At 49.3% G+C, this 17,994-nt stretch carries 13 protein-coding genes and 1 pseudogene; 7 read left to right on the top strand and 7 right to left on the bottom strand.

The window, feature by feature from the left end; genetic code table 11:
* Window positions 1-4: 4 nt before the first annotated feature.
* Together K1I37_RS00445 and K1I37_RS00440 are read right to left on the bottom strand one after the other, a co-directional pair.
* Complete coding sequence (locus K1I37_RS00445) at window positions 5-1,237, bottom strand: TIGR02678 family protein (RefSeq protein WP_021296338.1); 1,233 nt, start codon at window positions 1,235-1,237, stop codon at window positions 5-7.
* On the bottom strand, window positions 1,234-2,799 hold the full coding sequence (locus tag K1I37_RS00440) for a TIGR02677 family protein (RefSeq protein WP_021296337.1): 1,566 nt from the start codon (window positions 2,797-2,799) through the stop codon (window positions 1,234-1,236). The genes K1I37_RS00445 and K1I37_RS00440 overlap by 4 nt, the downstream gene beginning before the upstream one ends.
* Window positions 2,800-3,125: 326 nt before the next feature.
* Here K1I37_RS00440 and K1I37_RS00435 point away from each other — a divergent pair, with 326 nt between their 5' ends.
* From K1I37_RS00435 to K1I37_RS00420, 4 genes are all read left to right on the top strand, one after another.
* Window positions 3,126-5,132 carry a type I restriction-modification system subunit M gene (locus K1I37_RS00435; RefSeq protein ID WP_021296336.1) on the top strand — a complete coding sequence of 669 codons (2,007 nt, stop codon included), beginning with the start codon at window positions 3,126-3,128 and terminating at the stop codon, window positions 5,130-5,132.
* A 1-nt stretch (window position 5,133) separates the two neighbouring features.
* Window positions 5,134-6,450: a restriction endonuclease subunit S gene (locus tag K1I37_RS00430; protein ID WP_021296335.1), complete on the top strand. Its 1,317-nt coding sequence runs from the start codon at window positions 5,134-5,136 to the stop codon at window positions 6,448-6,450.
* A 75-nt stretch (window positions 6,451-6,525) separates the two neighbouring features.
* A complete protein-coding gene (locus K1I37_RS00425; RefSeq protein WP_021296334.1) occupies window positions 6,526-7,041 on the top strand; it encodes a hypothetical protein in 516 nt (171 codons plus the stop codon).
* Window positions 7,042-7,066: 25 nt separating this feature from the next.
* Complete coding sequence (locus K1I37_RS00420) at window positions 7,067-10,045, top strand: type I restriction endonuclease subunit R (protein ID WP_021296333.1); 2,979 nt, start codon at window positions 7,067-7,069, stop codon at window positions 10,043-10,045.
* Between the two features lie 652 nt (window positions 10,046-10,697).
* On the opposite strand, the gene K1I37_RS00415 is transcribed toward K1I37_RS00420, so the two are convergent.
* The 3 genes from K1I37_RS00415 to K1I37_RS00405 form a co-directional block, all read right to left on the bottom strand.
* Entirely contained in the window at window positions 10,698-11,192 is a 495-nt protein-coding gene (locus tag K1I37_RS00415) for an ATP-binding protein (protein WP_021296332.1), read from the bottom strand.
* Window positions 11,193-11,320: 128 nt separating this feature from the next.
* Window positions 11,321-12,793 (bottom strand): helicase HerA domain-containing protein, encoded by a 1,473-nt coding sequence (locus K1I37_RS00410; RefSeq protein ID WP_021296331.1) that lies wholly within the window; start codon window positions 12,791-12,793, stop codon window positions 11,321-11,323.
* The gene (locus K1I37_RS00405; protein WP_021296330.1) at window positions 12,790-14,094 is read right to left on the bottom strand and encodes an SIR2 family protein; all 1,305 of its coding nucleotides are present in this window, start codon (window positions 14,092-14,094) and stop codon (window positions 12,790-12,792) included. The genes K1I37_RS00410 and K1I37_RS00405 overlap by 4 nt, the downstream gene beginning before the upstream one ends.
* Window positions 14,095-14,252: 158 nt before the next feature.
* On the opposite strand from K1I37_RS00405, the gene K1I37_RS00400 reads away from it, so the two are divergent.
* From K1I37_RS00400 to K1I37_RS00390, 3 genes and pseudogenes are all read left to right on the top strand, one after another.
* On the top strand, window positions 14,253-14,453 hold the full coding sequence (locus tag K1I37_RS00400) for a hypothetical protein (RefSeq protein WP_021296329.1): 201 nt from the start codon (window positions 14,253-14,255) through the stop codon (window positions 14,451-14,453).
* Window positions 14,454-14,933: 480 nt separating this feature from the next.
* A pseudogene (locus K1I37_RS00395) lies at window positions 14,934-15,077 on the top strand (type II toxin-antitoxin system HicA family toxin).
* 6 nt (window positions 15,078-15,083) lie between these two features.
* Window positions 15,084-15,461 (top strand): type II toxin-antitoxin system HicB family antitoxin, encoded by a 378-nt coding sequence (locus K1I37_RS00390; RefSeq protein ID WP_236613867.1) that lies wholly within the window; start codon window positions 15,084-15,086, stop codon window positions 15,459-15,461.
* A 304-nt stretch (window positions 15,462-15,765) separates the two neighbouring features.
* On the opposite strand, the gene K1I37_RS00385 is transcribed toward K1I37_RS00390, so the two are convergent.
* Both K1I37_RS00385 and K1I37_RS00380 read right to left on the bottom strand, forming a co-directional pair.
* Window positions 15,766-16,155 carry a hypothetical protein gene (locus K1I37_RS00385; protein WP_021296328.1) on the bottom strand — a complete coding sequence of 130 codons (390 nt, stop codon included), beginning with the start codon at window positions 16,153-16,155 and terminating at the stop codon, window positions 15,766-15,768.
* A gap of 24 nt (window positions 16,156-16,179) precedes the next feature.
* The gene (locus tag K1I37_RS00380) at window positions 16,180-17,937 is read right to left on the bottom strand and encodes an AIPR family protein (RefSeq protein ID WP_021296327.1); all 1,758 of its coding nucleotides are present in this window, start codon (window positions 17,935-17,937) and stop codon (window positions 16,180-16,182) included.
* Window positions 17,938-17,994: the final 57 nt, after the last annotated feature.

Here is a 17,994-nt window from a genome sequence, read left to right as displayed (position 1 = left end):
CAAATCACACTCCTCCATTTCCTACACTCGCGTCATCGTAGCTTCCGCAGTATCTCGACAGCCCCGGCAACAGCACAACTGTGCCCGTGTCGTCCAACGCTGCCAAGTTCCACTCGACCATATGCTCAAGAATGTCATTCGCCAACAGCGTCGTCGATTTTTCTCGATGTTCCTTAGTCCAGTACCGTTCACTCGATTCACGGAGTGAAAACAAAATTCCTTCGAACTCGCCGCGGGTCAGGTGTAGACATCCATTCTCATCGCGTGGATAACTGTCCGGCGCTTCTTTCAACATGTCGCGCAGCTTCGCAGCGAATTGCATCGTGACGTCTGACGCGGCAGATTGAGTGGGAAACAAGTCCACTTCCGCCATCAATTCCGGCCAATAGAAATAGAGCCCCTCGCGAAAGCGACGACCTTCAAGTCCCACCATCTCTTCCATCTGCGAGGTAATCCAAGACCGCTGAGTCTGAACATAGCGCCGCTCTTCATCCGTCCACTCGAAGTCGTAGACGACAGGTTCCATCAGAAGGCGGCGAAAAACCTTGTGCCGGCGGGATCGAACATCCGCATTGTGCATCATGTCGCCACTGGTTGGCACCACGGCCGTTTGTTCCACCTCGTACAATTCGTCGATCTCGCCGTACGCCATTAATTCCCTAGGAAATCGCCGCAGTACATATCGAGCGAGCGGCGACGCCTCGTACAGCACGTTCGCGGTCGCCCCATCGCGAGCCCAACCCGTTTCCTCGCCCTCGATGGACGTGAGTACGCCAAGCGATCGCAACTTTTTCAAAGCGCGAACCATCGACAAGCGGTGATCGTACAACGCCCAGTCGACATCGAAACCGAATCCCAACAGATGATTCCGAATGGCCTCCACCATCTCTGTGAGCAAAAACTGCTCTCCATCCGACTTCGCCTCCAAATACCACAACCCATAGGTGAACAAAGCGTAGTCTCGGGGTTGATGAAAACCGTCAATACCCATCCAACTTCGGAACACACCGGGGATCTTATCGAGCTTCGCGAATGACCTCGTCACCAACAACGAATACCCGGCATGCTCATGAAACCAGTCGCGAAGGTATTCATAGTGATCTTTAATCAGCAGAAACGCGTCGGGATCATCCTGTTTCGTCAACCACGGTCGACTCAAAAGTGCCATCGCGACGGCCTGCAAATCGCTCTTGACCTCGGCGCGAGTCGGCGCCTTCCGTCTCGTAGACGCATTCATGATCTAGCCGCCTCCCGAATGGAGATATGGAAATTAGGCATGTCCAATTGACCATCGGAAAAAGTTAATTCCGCTCGCTCGTCCGACTCAGGCAGCGTCAATTCGATATGATAGCCGTCCGCCGTTCGAAATCGCCTCGCTTTGTTGACCAAACAACGACTGATCCAGGACAGCAGCACACGTCGTTGCTCGACCGACAAAACGTCGAGATCGGACAGATGGAAATTGCCAAGTTCAGCAAACCCTCGGACGACAGCCGCTTCCCGCTCCATTTGCGCAAGCAGCACCTGTCTGGCCTCAGCTTGCTCACCCTCACGCGACCTGACAGGCTCGGTCGATCCCGCTTTGCGCCGAACGCGACTACGAGAAGTGAGTTCCCGCACCATCGGCGCCTCGTCCCACATCGACAAATCGGGCGAATCAGACCATCTCGGCGGTTCCCCCTGAAAATGCCGCGGCTTCATGAGTCCGTACGCCGCCGCGCCCAATTTATGCGCGTCTTCCACTGAATCGAGGCGCAAGAACCACTGCCCCAAGTAATCCAACTCCCGACGCCGGCTGATGCCAAGCCGTTGCTTTTCCTGAATGGCGATGGCGTAGCGAACCATGCGCCCAATGGTGTCCTTCGTGGCGCGTTCGAGAAACACTACGTCACTTTCCTCGATGTCGCTCCCGACGAACCATCGCGTCAAAATCGCCCACTCTTCTAGCCGCCCGTTCAGGCGTTCTTCCGCAGACAACACATCGTCTAGGCTAGGGGTTCTCATCTCATCCTCGACAACGGCCGCCAGAAAGGTTCTCCATTGGGCCGAATCCGTCCGGCGAATCAGACCTTCGACCTGTGCCCCGTACTTTTGAAGACCAAGCATAAAATTCTGCAGATAATTGGTTAACGTATCTTTAAAAACGAGAAACTGCTCCGTCAGCATTAATTCTTCCGCACGTGTCGTTTGCAAGCTGGCCAGATAATCGGAGGCGTTCTCATGAAGCGTTCGAAACGCGGCTTGCAAATCTCTCCACAGCTGAAGGGCCTCTCCCGGGGCAAATTGTCCCGCATGCTCGGCAACCGTTCGAACATACACGACAATCCGCTCGAGCAGTGTCGGCTCCAACGATCCGCCGTACCCTTGAATACTCTCCAAACTCTCGAGCATACGCTCAATCTCAATCGCATACGGCGTCATCTGATATCGATATCGCTTGCGCAGATACTCTTCGATAGACCCAGCCCGACCACCATCGTGGCTACTGGTCAGATTTCTCCATTCGGTCAACACATCCAGGTCCCGCTGACACTGTTCGAGGGTATAGTCATCCAGCAGATTCCATGCGGAAATGCCCGCAAACACTTCCTCCGGCTTCAACCAATACTTCAACTTCCGATAGTTATCATAGAAAAATCGCATAATGAGCCGATATCGTCCCACATTATCGGCATTGAGATACTTAACCTCGGGCACTGGCTTGACCCAAAGTTCCCTGGGTTGACGTCGATTCATAGCACTCATCCTCTGCAAGACAACGGAATCTATCTCGTCATTATATCCTACATCCACAGTCATTCGAGCCCCCTCTCACTTAGGAATCTATAGGGAATCACGAGGTATATTGATGGAATTGTTAGAAAATTTTCTTCAGTCCAGGATAAAACGATGCCTCATGCCGATGTTCATGATGTTTAGGATTGTCCGGCGTGGAAGTAAATATACCTCAGCAATCATACGATTTGAGTTGCATTGATAGGCGGAAAACAAGGCAGGACATGCCAACGAAGACACAGAAGCAGAATTTCTGCCCGTGGAGAACATAGCAAACTCCTGATAACTATCTGAGTGTATGGTACCCTATTTCCAGTGGTTTTGATGAGGACGAGTCAAAGGGGATATATATGCAAAACTTCAGAGACATGGCCAACTTCATCTGGTCCGTGGCCGATCTACTTCGCGGCGACTACAAGCAATCTGACTACGGCAAGGTCATCCTGCCGATGACAGTTCTTCGCCGTCTGGATTCCGTACTGAAACCGACCAAGCCGCAGGTGCTGGCCAAACTAGCTGAAATGGCTCGGATGAACGTGCAAAATCTTGATCCGGTACTCAACCGAATGACTGGTTACGACTTTCACAATCGGAGCAGATTTGACTTTGAGTCTTTGCTGGACGATCCGGATCACTTATCGACCAACTTGATGGCGTACATCAACGCATTTTCCGCAAACGCAAAAGATATCATGGACTACTTTGAGTTTGGCAAACAAGTAGAGCGGCTCGATCGTTCCAACTTGCTCTACCAGGTTATGCAGAAGTTTGCCGCGATCGATCTTCATCCGGACATCGTCGACAACGTGCAGATGGGCTACATATTCGAAGAACTCATCCGCAAGTTCGCCGAAGTGTCGAACGAAACAGCCGGGGAACATTTCACGCCGCGTGAAGTCATCCGCTTGATGGTCAATCTCCTGTTCAACGAGGATCGGAATCAGGACTTGTCCAAGGAAGGCGTTGTTCGAACCATTTACGATCCCGCCTGTGGCACGGGGGGTATGCTCTCGGTTTCGGAGGAGTATCTGACGGCACTCAACCGGGACATCATGGTGCGGGTGTTCGGACAAGAATTGAACCCGGAATCGTATGCCATCTGCAAGGCGGACATGCTGCTGAAAGGGCAAAAGCCGTCGCAGATCCGGTTCGGAAACAGCTTTTCCGAGGACGGGTTCGCCGAACAGACCTTCGATTATATGTTGTCGAATCCGCCCTTTGGCGTGGAGTGGAAGAAGGTTGAGAAGGAGATCCGGGACGAGGCTGAGAAACTGGGCTTTAATGGACGATTCGGTGCGGGGCTGCCGAGGATCAGCGACGGGTCGTTGCTCTTTTTGCAACACATGCTCGCAAAGATGAAGCCGGTGTCGCTCGGCGGCAGCCGAATTGCCATCGTGTTCAACGGATCCCCCTTGTTCTCGGGCGGGGCGGAGTCAGGTGAGTCGAATATCCGTCGGTGGATTATCGAAAACGATTGGCTGGAGGCCATTGTGGCGCTGCCCGATCAACTGTTCTACAACACCGGGATCTCGACGTACATCTGGGTACTGACGAATCGCAAGTCCCCGGAGCGGAAAGGTAAGATTCAGCTCATCAACGCCACGCACCTGTACCAAAAGATGCGCAAGTCCCTTGGCGATAAGCGCAATGAGTTGTCGAATGAGCACATTGCAGAGATCACCCGCATGCACGGGGACTTTCGGGAGACAAAGTACAGCAAGATCTTCGATAATGAGGATTTCGGTTATCGCCGCATCACCGTAGAGCGACCGTTGAAGTTGAACTTTCTGGTATCAGACGAGCGGATTGCCCGTCTCAAGGAACAGAAGGCATTCCAAAACCTCGCTGCGTCCAAGAAAAAGGGTGCGCCTGGCGAAGAGGAAATTGCGGAAGGCAAGCGCAAGCAGGAAGCAATACTTCGTGTCCTCGAAGAACTGCGGTCAGAAGCTCTGTTCAAGAACAGGGAAGAGTTTGTGAAGGTCTTGAAGAAGGCGTTCAAAGCGAGCGGAGTTGATTTGTCAGCGCCGCTTCAGAAGGCCATCCTATCGGCCTTGTCAGAGCGGGACGAAACCGCAGATATCTGCAGGGACTCCAAAGGCAACCCGGAGCCGGATACCGAGCTGCGGGATTACGAGAACGTTCCGCTGAAGGAAGATGTCTACGAGTATTTCGAGCGGGAAGTAGTGCCGTTCGTGCCGGATGCGTGGATTGACGAGGGTAAGACGAAGATTGGGTACGAGATCCCGTTTACGAGACATTTCTACGAGTACACGCCGATGCGGTCCTTGGAGGAGATTCAAGCCGAAATTCGTCAGCTCGAAGAAGAGATCCAGGCCCTACTTCAGGAGGTGCGTTAAGATGACACGTGAGAACGTACGATTCAAAGCGCTACCTCCTCACTGGCGGGTAGAGCGCATTAAGTACCTGGCGTCTGTGAACCAGAATACTCTCGGAGAAGATACAGACGAAGATCTGGAGATTCAGTACATTGACATTAGCAACGTGGATTCGCAGGGACGTGTGTTGGAACATCAACTCGTGCGGTTCGGTGATGCACCCAGCCGGGCTCGGAGGATAGTAAGACGTGGAGATACCATTGTCTCGACGGTTCGAACGTATTTGAAGGCGATTGCTTACATTGATTCTACGGACGAGAACTTGGTTTGTTCAACGGGGTTTGCTGTACTTACACCGAAGTCATATGTACACCCGAAGTTCTTGGCATACTATGCCCGATCAACCGACTTCATTGACGAAGTAGTCGCCCGCTCAGTGGGTGTCAGCTATCCAGCCGTGAACGCATCGGATGTAGCCGATATTTCTTGTCCGGTAGCACCGCATGATGAACAAATTAGCATTGCATCCTTCCTCGACCGTGAAACTGCCAAACTCGATGCACTCGTCGAGAAAAAGCAGCGGCTCGTCGAGCTCTTGCAGGAGAAGCGCCAGGCTCTCATCACCCAGGCCGTCACGAAGGGGCTCGACCCGAATGTGCCGATGAAGGATTCCGGGATTCCGTGGTTGGGAGAGGTGCCGGCGCATTGGGCAGTCAGGAGAATTAGTAGAGTTGCCAAAATGGAAAGCGGACACACACCGAACAAACAAGAACCGTCATATTGGGACGGAGATGTACCGTGGGTGTCGTTAAATGACTCGAAGCGGCTGCGTAAGGATGACGTCATTACTGAAACGGAGTTTTACACGACAGAGTTGGGTATTCAAAATTCATCCGCTCATCTGCTTCCCAAAGACACGGTTGTCTTTTCTCGAGATGCTACAATTGGGCTTTGTGCAATTCTCGGTCGACCCATGGCAGTGTCACAGCATTTTATAGGTTGGGTTTGTGGCAATGACATTCTGCCAAAATATCTGCTAATGGTTTTTAAGTGCATGGATGATGAACTGCAAAGATTATCGTGGGGTTCTACAGTAAAAACCATCGGAATGCCTGACGTGAAGAGGCTCGTTACCCCTGTCCCCCCTAAGAGTGAACAGGTACAGATAGTACAAAAGCTCGATGAGCAACTTGCAAAAATGGACCTTTTGATTAAAAAGATTGAGACTCAAGTAGCTGCAATTGTGGAATACCGCCAAGCACTAATCTCCGCCGCTGTGACCGGCGAAATCGATGTCCGCCATTACGCAGACAATGAAGTTTCCGCTCTGCCGTCTTGACTAGTGCTTTAGGGAGGAGCATAAGTCTCCTCCATAGCTCGGTTAGATTTCTTAAAACTTGGGGAGGGGATTGTAATGGGAGTATTGAGAAGGGCAGATTTTTATTATGGGTCGATGCTGTCGTACCTAATCAACAGAGGACTTGCACCGGCCATTATTGAGCCCGGTGAAGACCGCAGAATATATTCATTGTCCACGAACCACGGTGACTTCCAAATCTACGCAAAGTACTTGTCTGTGCCTGCTAGGCGGCAGGGTTCCGGAGTGAAGATTTGGAACTTTAGTTTTACACCCGACGAAGTGAAGTCCATTAAAGAGCATCTTGATGGTTGGGGAAACATGTACTTCGCACTTATCTGCGGGCAAGAACGCCTTCAGGATAGTGAGATAGCATTTGTATCGTTGAGTCAAGCCTTAGAGTGCTTAGATCTGGGATACAAACGTGATAGCCATCGGATATCGATTCGATGGGAAAGAGGATTGCACGGATTGAAGGTATACGGCACCGGGATTTCGGACATAAACGCAATCCGAGTTTCCAGGGATGCTCTCACCGAGTATATGCTCATGGAAAACATCAAAAGTTCCTGACAATGACCCGGAGGAGGAGTAGAACGTGACCGCCATCCACACGGAAAAGGCGCTGGAAGAAGCGATTGAGACGCACTTACTTGCACACGGCTGGCGCAAGGGCAGCCCGGACGCGTACGACCGGGAGCTAGCACTGTTTCCGGCCACTTTCCTTGAATTCGTGAAAACAAGCCAGCCGAGCGAATACAAGCGCCTCGTCGGCTTCTTTGGCGACAAAACGGACACCGAGCTGATTCGCCGCCTGGTCCAGGTGATTGACCGGAACGGCATGCTGAGAGTCATCCGAAAAGGATTCGACATCTATGGCGTGCCCATTAAGACGGCGTTCTTCCGACCGGCAAGCGGACTCAACCCAGAGATTCTGACCCGGTATGAGCAAAACATGCTCACAGTCACACGGCAACTCCACTATAGCCTGAAGAATGAGAATTCGCTCGACATGGTGCTCTCCATCAACGGCTTGCCCATCGTGACGGTGGAGCTGAAGAACCAGTTCACCGGCCAGAGCGTGCAGGATGCCATTCGGCAGTACAAACGCGATCGAGATGCGAGAGAGCTGCTTTTCCAGTTTAAGAAACGCAGCCTCGTGCACTTTGCGATCGATCCCGATGAAATCTACATGACGACGCAGTTGGCCGGGGAGGACACGTTTTTCCTGCCGTTCAATCGTGGATACCAGGGCGGCGCAGGCAATCCACCCTCTGACGGATTCCGTACAGCGTATCTGTGGGAAGAGGTCTGGCAACGTGACAATTTCATGGATCTGCTGCAGAAGTTCCTGCACCTGCAGGTCGATGAGAAAATAAAGGATATCAAGAAAGTCCGCAAGGAGACGATGATCTTCCCTCGCTATCACCAGTGGGACGCCGTGAACAAAATCCTTGTCGACGTACTGGAGAAAGGCCCCGGTCACAACTACCTAATACAGCATTCAGCGGGGTCTGGAAAGACCAACACCATCTCGTGGCTTGCACACCGACTGTCGAGTCTGCATGGTTCGGACGACAGACCCATTTTTCATGGGGTCATCGTGATTACGGACAGACGTGTCTTAGACCGCCAACTTCAGGATGCCATTTATCAGTTCGATCACACGAAGGGCGTCGTCCAGCAGATTGATAAGAATTCCAAACAACTGAGAGAGGCGCTGGAGTCCGGTACAGCAAAGATCATCATCTCGACCATCCAGAAGTTCGGGGTCATCGCAAAACAGGTTACAGATCTCTCCCATAAGAACTTCGCCATCATCGTCGATGAGGCGCATAGCTCGCAAAGCGGCAAGGCGGCCGATGCGGTGAAGCAAGTGCTGGCGGCCGGGTCGCTGGAAGAAGCGGAACACATTCAGCGGGATTTAGATGCGAAGGCGAAGGACGTGGAGGACCAAATTGCAGAGGAGCTTGTCAAGCGGGGGCGGCAGAAGAATCTGAGTTACTTTGCATTCACAGCCACGCCCAAGGCGAAGACGCTTGAAATGTTCGGCCGCAGGCCAACGCCGGATGCCAAGCCGGAGCCGTTCCATCTGTACTCCATGCGTCAGGCCATCGAAGAGGGATTCATCCTCGATGTGCTGCAAAACTACGTCACGTACAAAGCATATTACAAGCTAGCCAAGGCGATTGAGGACGATCCGACGCTCGAAGAGAAACCGGCGAAGAAGGCGATTGCCCGGTTTGCGAGTCTGCATCCACACAATGTGGCGCAGAAGACCGAGATTATGGTCGAGCACTTCCGGCGCATCACCCGCCACAAGATTGGCGGCCGGGCCAAGGCGATGGTGGTGACGAGTTCACGCCTACATGCGCTGCGATACAAGCAGGCGTTTGACGAATATATCAGGCGCAAAGGTTATACGGATGTAGCAACTTTGGTGGCGTTTTCCGGCACCGTGATCGACAACGGCGAGGAATATACGGAACCTGGCCTCAATCGGTTCGGGGAGAAGGAACTGCCGGAACGGTTTCAAGAGGATGACTACCAGGTGCTAATTGTGGCGGACAAGTATCAAACGGGGTTTGACCAGCCGCTGCTTCACACGATGTTCGTCGATAAGAGGTTGGCTGGCGTGCAGGCGGTACAGACGCTCTCGCGGTTGAACCGGACACACAAAGGTAAAAAGGACACGTTTGTCCTGGATTTTGTAAACGCCCCCGAGGACATTCAGGCTGCGTTTCAGCCATATTATGAGGTTACAACGCTCGGCAAGGAGACCGACCTGAACTTGATTTTCGATTTGAAGAGTCGCCTTGAGGCTCAGCCCGTCATTTGGCAAGACGATGTAGCGGCGCTCGTGGAAGCCTTCTACTCGGGAAAAAACGTGGGAGCGTTGCACAAATACATCGATCCCGCCGTTGAACGTTTCATGCAGTTGCCGGAGAAGGAGCAAGAGATGTTCCGCTCGACACTCTCGACATTTGTCCGAGTCTACGGTTTCATCACTCAAATTGCGCCGTTTCAGTCCGTCCCGGTTCACAAGTTTTACACATACGGCAAACTGCTGCTCAAGAAACTCCCAGTGCGAGGCCGCGTCTCTCTTGAGCTGGACGACGAAGTGGAGATGCAATATTATCGGCTGGAGGAGAAGTCAAAAGGTCGGATTGACTTGGTACGGGAAACGCCGGGCGTTGTGGATGGTCTAACAGACGCAGGAACAGGTGGATATCACAAGAAAGAATCGCCGCTCTCCAGCATTATCGAAGTGCTGAACAAGACATTTGGAACAGACTTCACGGAGGCGGACCGGCTATTTCTGGACCAAATTGAAATGGACATTATGAGAGAACAAGAGATTATCAAAGCGGCTCGTTCAAATACGATGGACAACTTCCGCTTTGCCTTTGATGAGGTGTTTCTCGGCAAGGTCATTGACCGCATGGGGATGAATGACAAGATCTTCGGCAAGTTGATGGACGAACCGGAGTTTCAGAATACCGTGAAGAACTGGATGCTGGCGTCGGTGTATCGGAAATTGAATGGGGAGGAGTCTTCCTCTATCCACGTTGATTAACCACCTCGCTCAAGTTTCGCATCCTTGGGAGCCGGCGTTTCCTTGGTAGTGCTGGGTAAATGAACGATAAGCTGTTCACATTCATGTAATCACAGTGCCGTTATGAACATCCGCTGAATTCAGGGATGGACAGTATTAGTTCGATCAACTGCAGCATGAGATCGGCGAACTGAGTATCTCCGAACTCGTCACAGCAAGTAAATGGCCACTATTGTCCATTCTATTGTGGCCATTGACAGTCTTCCGGCAATTGCCGAGGTGTCCCAGCAAATCCGCCGCCGGATGACCCAGAGCCGCTCCGATGGATACAACTTGTTTTCCGAGGACGGATTAAACCATACTCTGTGTATCGCCGAAGTTTGGATTCATTTATCGCGTAGCCTGCTTTGTTTAACGCTTCAAGAAATTCCTCGCGTCGCATACCGTATCACCTCCCTGTACGTAGGGTATGTCCATTAACCAATCGAAACAATGGTGGTTGAGTGCGCAAATGAAAATGAGGCAGATTTTCGCCTGCCTCGAGTAAACCATTGAGTGAATTTACCTCAGTCTCAAGTTGTCATAGCGTACATTTGTCATGAGACAAAACAATTTGTTCATACATCCCTACGTATGAACCGCTTGAATGCCGGGACTATTTTACCTCCAAAAGTCATCCTTCTTCTATCCATTCCACTATTAGAGTCTCCCAGTCAACTTCCCTCTCTTCTTCTCCAATCCATACATCCCAGAACTTCGGATCATCGGACTGTGGACGTTGATCGTCAGTGAGCCTATTCATGGTCACCTGGACGGGAATCGGTGCAGCCCACCCCATTAGAATGGCTTCTCCTGTAGGCAGACTTGGCAATTCATTTAATAACCCCCCTAGATTATCTGGTATCAATTTTGATACCAGTTCTTGATCGCGATCATTGACCAAACGATGTAACAAAAACGTATTACACTGTGATAATACGGTGGGCGATAATTCCGATGGACGTTGGGATGACAGCACTAATCCCAAGCCAAATTTACGCCCTTCGCGAGCGATCCGTTCGAAAATTTGTCGGCACACGTCCGCAGGGTCAATGCTGTCATCGTCTACCCTGTCTTTGGACCGTTTTATAAAGACGTGTGCCTCCTCCAAAACCAACACCGTAGGCAACACGCTACCTCTTTCCTTTCGTCGGTACCGCTGGACCGTTTCAAAAACAATTCGGGCAACCACGGCTGTAACTAGATGAACGACGCTAGTTGGCACCAGGGACAAATCCAAAACCGCGATTGACCCATTCATTCCATTGCTGGAGCCCAAGTATGATTCAAGCCATTTAATTGAAGGTCTGTGTTTGGAGAAATAATTGAACGAAGTTTGGTGTCCGACAATAGGGTTCGGATTCTCATACTTAAGTTCTGCACGTAACCAGAATTCGAGGAGGATTCGTTACGTGACAACTCCTCGAGATAGTCTGGCAAAGAATCCGTGTCAAACTGGATCGGCGAATTTGCATCAACCGTGGTTGACAATGTCTCCACAGCCCCAAACATGCTCATTAGTGAGTTGAATTCACCTGACAGAATTTCCAGTTCACTTCTAACAAAGGAACTAAAATAGCCCCCCCGATCTTTTCGTCGTCGGACAACTTCCGCCGTTAGCGAAGCAATGTTTTGAAGTTTTTCTCCAACTTCAAGTTCCATTTGAAGAGCGTAATCTGTACAGGTTTGTGCAATGTTCTCAAGCAGTTGCCCTGTGTTTCTCACACCTGGAAATTCGACATACTGTGACGGTGTTTCTATAATTGCCAACAACTTTTGGTGGAAAAAAGTCAACAAGCGACGGATACTCACCTCGTTAGAGGACTCAGCCACCGCACCTGCCTTGAGCTCACGCAAAGCTTGCAGCAACAGTGGGCGTTGAACCCCTGGCTTAGCCCCTGTAAACGCTGTCCATTCTTGAGCATTCCATAGCCACGCCGGGACTTGAAGCGGCTTCGCGCCAATGGCATCAGCTTCTTCGATTTCACCACTCACACAGTACACACGTGCCCCTTGATTTTGAAAGGCGGTCCGATACTCACCGTTCGGATCTAATACAATAAATCTCGCGTTAACCGGACCTTGTCTTTGTTGCTTATTCCGAGCCTTTTGCGCTTGTTCCAAGGTCCAATGAATGAGCCCAGCCACAGTGCATGATTTACCGCTACCGGTGTTTCCAAGGACAGCAAGGTGACGTCCGAAAATTTTATCTGGATCAACCGATACTTTTGCATCCGCAACAGACGACGAAGTCCCAATTTTGACACCGTTGGCTTCGCCGCCCCCTTCGATAATGGAACGTAGTTGATCAATCGTTGGGAGGAGAACCTTGTCCCCTACCGATGGAAATATCGAGACCCCCCGGCTTAATTTGTGTATAAGCCGATTTGGATTGTCTTGCTGTATTTCGTGCCTTAGCGTTCCAAGCGGGGAAACAACCATTCTGCGTACCGGAAACGGTAAATCAACAAGACCGAAATCCTTGTGTGTGGATATCTTTGGGAAATGTGACCGCTCAATACCGATCCACGTGACAACAGCCACAATAGCGCCGATTTCGTTGGGAATCAGTACATAACCATTTAATCTTGGGAAACCTCGTGGCACAGTGGCGTTTAATGCTGTTGTCTGTGGTGCATCGCTGTCGAGAAGAACCCGGAATTCATTAGGTGCAACTGATTCGACTGTGCCAACAATCAGCGAGGATATGTCTTCAATATATGAAGTCAAGGTCTTTCTCCTCCATAAATGGACTGCGAATCTAAAACTGTACTGGGCTGGTCCTCGGTTGCAGAAGTCCGACGCGTCACAAGCGCGGCTTTCCGAATACTAATCTCGTCAATGGATGGTTTCGGCAAGTAGTAGTTGACCAAGTTCTGTATGTCGCCGAAATGGTGCCCTACCATCAAAGAAATTTGTGCATGTCGTCCAACTTTATCAAGGAATGATTCGATACGCCCATTTGCATGATCCCAAGAGATAATTACCAGGTGCGTTGACGGAATTGTCAACATATCGGCAAGCACACGGTTAATATGATCATCCCCAAACCCGTATCCGTAGGTAACCAAAGCAGAATTGGGTCGGCATAACGCCGAAGAAAAATCTCGGAACAGGTCGGCGTATGGGAACTCGAGTGTCTCTACGTCTTTTGCTGGATTAGGATAAATCATTACCGATTCAGAACGACGACTTACCACATCTGTATGATTGCTTGGTGCACCAAACGGGATTGTGTACCTTCGTAACTGGTTGTTTTCGAATCTCCAATCAATTGAACCATGAAGCTTTGTATATCTAACAACGCCTTCCAAAAACCGAGGTTCACCGCGTATGCCAGGAGGATTATAATGCATGTCGACATCTATTCGGGATGAGCGAAATATAGGTGTCAATGCACCCACGAATCGGTCTATGGACCGCAACCCCACTAAATCACACCCGTATTCAACGAGACGATCATAGTTCGTCGTAAAAAGATTTAACCGCTCCCTTGAAGCTGTCCGGCTAGCAAAGCTCAACAAAAGCGAGACTAGTACCCGTTCAACCAGGTGGTTTCCATCACGGATTGCGCGCTCAATTCCTGCCTCGGTCTCCAAGATAGAAATCATGAATGACCCAAGAACGCGGTTAATCGCATCCTCCCAAACGGTGACATTCGAGTCTCTTATAATCTTTAGCCCTTCCAATAGCGTATTTGCAGCTCGAATTTGATCTTCAATGTTGCTGTCACCACGTCCCATTGCTTTAGCACTTTCACGCGCAAATTCATTTACTCTGTCTTCATATGGTAACTTTCCGAGGTCACCGAATTGTATCTCGCTCATCGTGGTTGATGTTACACCCGCCACGTGTGAGACAGCCGTAGTAAATCCGCTACCCAACAACACTGATAAATGTTCACTTTGAAATACAGCTGAGAGCCAAGGTTCAATATCTCTCTTAGCCTGAAGAACGCCACTTTCGTCCGGGGCGCTCTCTACCTCTTTCGGACCCATCCGATAATAATTCGTATCCGCTGTCCATTCCACTTCGAACACCATCCATACCAAATTTATACTTTCATGAGTATATCACGTACCCTATAGAAAAATCGAATTTTAGAAGTCTTTAGAGTTTGTCGCATAAGTGAATCAAAACGTTCGTATGTATCTTGGGGGAAACACCAGAAGTAGAGGTGGTTGATACTATGCCAATGCAGGTTAAACTTTTTCAGAGTGCAAACAAAAACATCAGCCTCTTAGAAGGTGAAGTCAACAGCTGGCTGTCGAACAGAGCAGCCAGTGATGTCGTGGACATACGTACAACGGCAACTTCCTTCGGTTATAGCGGAAATGAAACGTTCAGTTGGGAACAACTTTACATCACAGTTATTTACAAAGAGAGCTGATAACAGTCTGTTATATCAATAGATTTATCATTAATGTAAGACACGCTGATCACCTGTGAGTGCTCCAGCGCGTCTTACATCTGTCTTAGCCACCCATATAGCCTGGGTCAGAAAATAACCACAGCCTACAGTTGACAAGTATCAGTGCGATCTAAAAACCTAGCTCTCAAGTGAAATACCAACTTTTCCAACACAGTTCGACCCCTTTTTCTGTGCTTTACTCTAATGATACAAGCTAAAACCCGAAGGGTCGCTGACCAAGCAAACGTTGAGAATTCATTTCGACAACATCCCGCATTCTTGAGTCAAATGGTAAGTACCGAAGTGATGTTTCCTTTCTTGCATGGCCAAGTCCACGTTGGATAACGGGAAGCGGAGCCGGGTGAACCCCTCTTTTTTGGACAGGGGGTGACGGTAACGATGGAAAAGCTATTCGTCCAGAGAACTGATAGGGATCATTAGGCGGACGGATGGTATTTCGTGAGGGCCGCAGGTGATCATCACCAGTTTAAACACCCCACGAAACCCGGGTGAGTCACCACCACCCATCCAGTCAAAGACGTACCTATTGGGACAGTTCGAAGCATATTTAAGCAGGCCGGACTTGAACCTCCAAAGGAGTGAACGTACATGGCCCAGGATAGATACGTGTATCCAGCGATTTTTGATTATGCCGATAACGGTATCTCCATCGAATTTCCGGACCTGCCCGGATGCCTGCCATGCGGAGATATTACTACAGAAGCTCTGAAGAACGTTCGCGAAGCCATGGCACTTCACTTGTATGAGATGGAGCAGGACGGCGATCCGATTCCGGAGCCAACGCCCATTAACAAGCTGCGGGTGGCTGAGAATCAGGTTGTCGTGCCTGTGGACGTGTGGATGCCGCCGTTTCGGGATGAGATGGAACAAAGGGCGGTAAAAAAGACGTTAACTATCCCAAAATGGCTAGATGATTTGGCGCAGGAGCGTCACGTGAACTCTCACATCTCCTCCAGGGCGCGTTAAAAGAGTACCTCGGAGTCAAAGACCGATGATAAAAGTGGCGCAGCCTAGGATTCCCAAAAAGCTGCGCCACTATTGAATATTCTGGCGCACCCGGAGGGATTCGAACCCCCGCAAGACGCGGTTTAGGAATTCGATTTTCAACATCACGGGTGGTTTTGAATAATTTCATCAGACCTCGGAATCCTTGTAATATCAAGGGTTTCGGGGCTTCACTTTATGGACGGTCACGGGTGGTCACGAGTAGCATATGGGCAACATATGGGCAAGACATGGACAAGCAAAACGTTCGCACTTGATTTCCTTATTATAGTCTCCCTAGTCCACTCAGCGTCCGGTTTGGGATACCCAATAGAAATATAGCATGGCTAATCACCTCTTTGAGTTTTTCCTTTACCTTCTTTTCCGTATCAAGATGAATACCGAAATCTCTCTCGATTTCTCTTGTAATGGTTAAGGGGAAAGTGACCTCATCTAAAATTTCAAAGCCATTTCCGAATTTGGTTCGGGGCTGTAATTCGTATGTAGTAGTTCTTTGGTTGTTATCTGTAAGAACCAAATCCAAATGAACGACATTGTGTGAAATGCTTTTGTTTTCTACTGTTCTGACATGGTTGTACTTTGCCTTTGCAAAGGCTGTTATATCAAACCACCTCGTCAATGGGTTATCCAAATGTACTGACACTACGGTCGTCAAGGCCACATCCTTTTCTTTGGAATTTTAATCCGCTGCCCATCGGTATTCAAAATTCTCTCTTGGTATTATTAACGCCTCTTTAAGCGTCTGAAGCACAGCCCCTCCCCCCGGCATTGAGGGTAGCATGAGAAAATAGTTGTTGACTGCAAAGTTGATTCCAGCCAAACAGTTTTTGGTTTTAATCCAGTTTTGAGGACTGAATACCCTATTCTGAGGCTGTGGTTCATTAGCCGCTGCCTCAAGTGCCATGTTAAGTGTCAGGCCAGCGATCTCCACAATTTTATCTACCACTTGTTTTTGTTCGGCTTGACGATAACATACAGATGGGCTAGGAACCCGTTCAGACTCCTTAGTCATGATAGCGAAGCATTTTGATACAGCATAGAGATGGTGGAAAGGCGCGTATGCCTTCATCGCCAGAAGTGTCTCGTTAAGACCCAGAGGATTTTCGGCCGACCAACAACATTTAATAGAATGCATCCACATGTTCAATGCTTGTGCGTCCTCTGGTTGATACTCACGCTTAAACAATTGTTCAAAATACTTGTCAAATATCTTCGTTTCGCTGTAGGCGATGTTAGGTCTTTGCGAGTGCCATGAAATAAGATACTTACCTAAATCCGCCAGATCCAATACATATTTAGGATCTCTATCTGCTGGAGTTTCCTCACCACGCTTCGTCTTGAACAGCCCGGTCGGATACCTTTGTTCATAAAGTTTTTTTAGATTTAAGACTCTTTTATCATTACTGCGCAGATCGCGCGGTTTTACCGGGCTCTGAGAGTTGGTAGATATACTGATTTTATCCGCACGGTCCCGCTGTGGTATTTCATAAAAACGGAACATCACGTACGTTTCTTGCAATTTCTTTACTCTCTCACTACAAGAATAGATAGTGGTAAGAGACTGACAGCCGTTTACCACATTCAACCCCGACGTATGCAGAGTTCCATCATGGATTTCCATTTTACTGCAAATCGCTGTAACGCCATTGTGGAAAAAGAAAAAATCCTGGTGCTTATCCCCAAACAATGTATTCTTAATCCCTTTGTTGACGGCATTGTTCAATCCAAGGGACTGTCGCACATTTTTTTGAAATAGTGAGCCATCTTTGATACCGGGGATCTTCAAACACTCAGTTAGCGGAACCGCTGCCAATACAACTTGAGTACCCCCAACTTCCATATCCATATACTTTCCGCTTATAAGCTGGAATTTATGTTTAATAAAAGGGTTTTCCGTCTCCAAGGCCATATCATATCTTCGCTGAAGTTCTTCATTATCAACAAGGTCGATAGAAGAGGAGATGTCATCATTTTCCTCAAAGTTTGCAATCTGTTGTTGAAACATTGCAAGATCATCTTCAGCTGACTGCGTAAGTGATGAGGTAGTGATCAATTCGAATACTAGTTCATAGTCATCTTCTAAAGCTGTCGCGACTTCCACTAATTTTGCTTTCAGACGGTCATTTCCGTTTTGTTGGAGGAGGTCAAGATCACGAAACTGTACCCAGGATGATAGCACCTCCCGTAATGGCTCGCTATCCACCTTATCTTGGCCAATGAATTTACCTTGAATGACGTAGATGATGTTTCTCTCATCATCAATTACAATTGCATCAATCTGTTTATCCCCCGGTCCATCCGTAATGTCATGCCGAGTTTGATTTCGATCTCTCATGTGGACATTGCGTAAGTACCATGCTACAAATCGTTGACCATCGTTCGGAAAATTTGTTTGATAATACTCTTGTTGGATTTCACTCTGTATTTTTTGATACATTTGTATCACCCCTAACTGCACTTAAACAATCTGAATTCGCTCCAAGATGTACAGCTT

Origin of the sequence: Alicyclobacillus acidoterrestris (assembly GCF_022674245.1) — a bacterium.
Classification (GTDB): Bacteria; Bacillota; Bacilli; order Alicyclobacillales; family Alicyclobacillaceae; genus Alicyclobacillus; species Alicyclobacillus acidoterrestris.
Note: the sequence above shows the minus strand (reverse complement) of the source record. Positions and strands in the feature narration are given on the sequence as shown.

Bases quoted from the DNA above. Each gene is read 5' to 3' on its own strand.
- K1I37_RS00390 (WP_236613867.1), top strand. From the start codon at position 15,084: ATGGCCCAGGATAGATACGTGTATCCAGCGATTTTTGATTATGCCGAT.
- K1I37_RS00445 (WP_021296338.1), bottom strand. From the start codon at position 1,237: ATGAATGCGTCTACGAGACGGAAGGCGCCGACTCGCGCCGAGGTCAAG.
- K1I37_RS00380 (WP_021296327.1), bottom strand. From the start codon at position 17,937: ATGTATCAAAAAATACAGAGTGAAATCCAACAAGAGTATTATCAAACA.
- K1I37_RS00435 (WP_021296336.1), top strand. From the start codon at position 3,126: ATGCAAAACTTCAGAGACATGGCCAACTTCATCTGGTCCGTGGCCGAT.
- K1I37_RS00400 (WP_021296329.1), top strand. From the start codon at position 14,253: ATGCCAATGCAGGTTAAACTTTTTCAGAGTGCAAACAAAAACATCAGC.
- K1I37_RS00425 (WP_021296334.1), top strand. From the start codon at position 6,526: ATGGGAGTATTGAGAAGGGCAGATTTTTATTATGGGTCGATGCTGTCG.
- K1I37_RS00440 (WP_021296337.1), bottom strand. From the start codon at position 2,799: ATGACTGTGGATGTAGGATATAATGACGAGATAGATTCCGTTGTCTTG.
- K1I37_RS00430 (WP_021296335.1), top strand. From the start codon at position 5,134: ATGACACGTGAGAACGTACGATTCAAAGCGCTACCTCCTCACTGGCGG.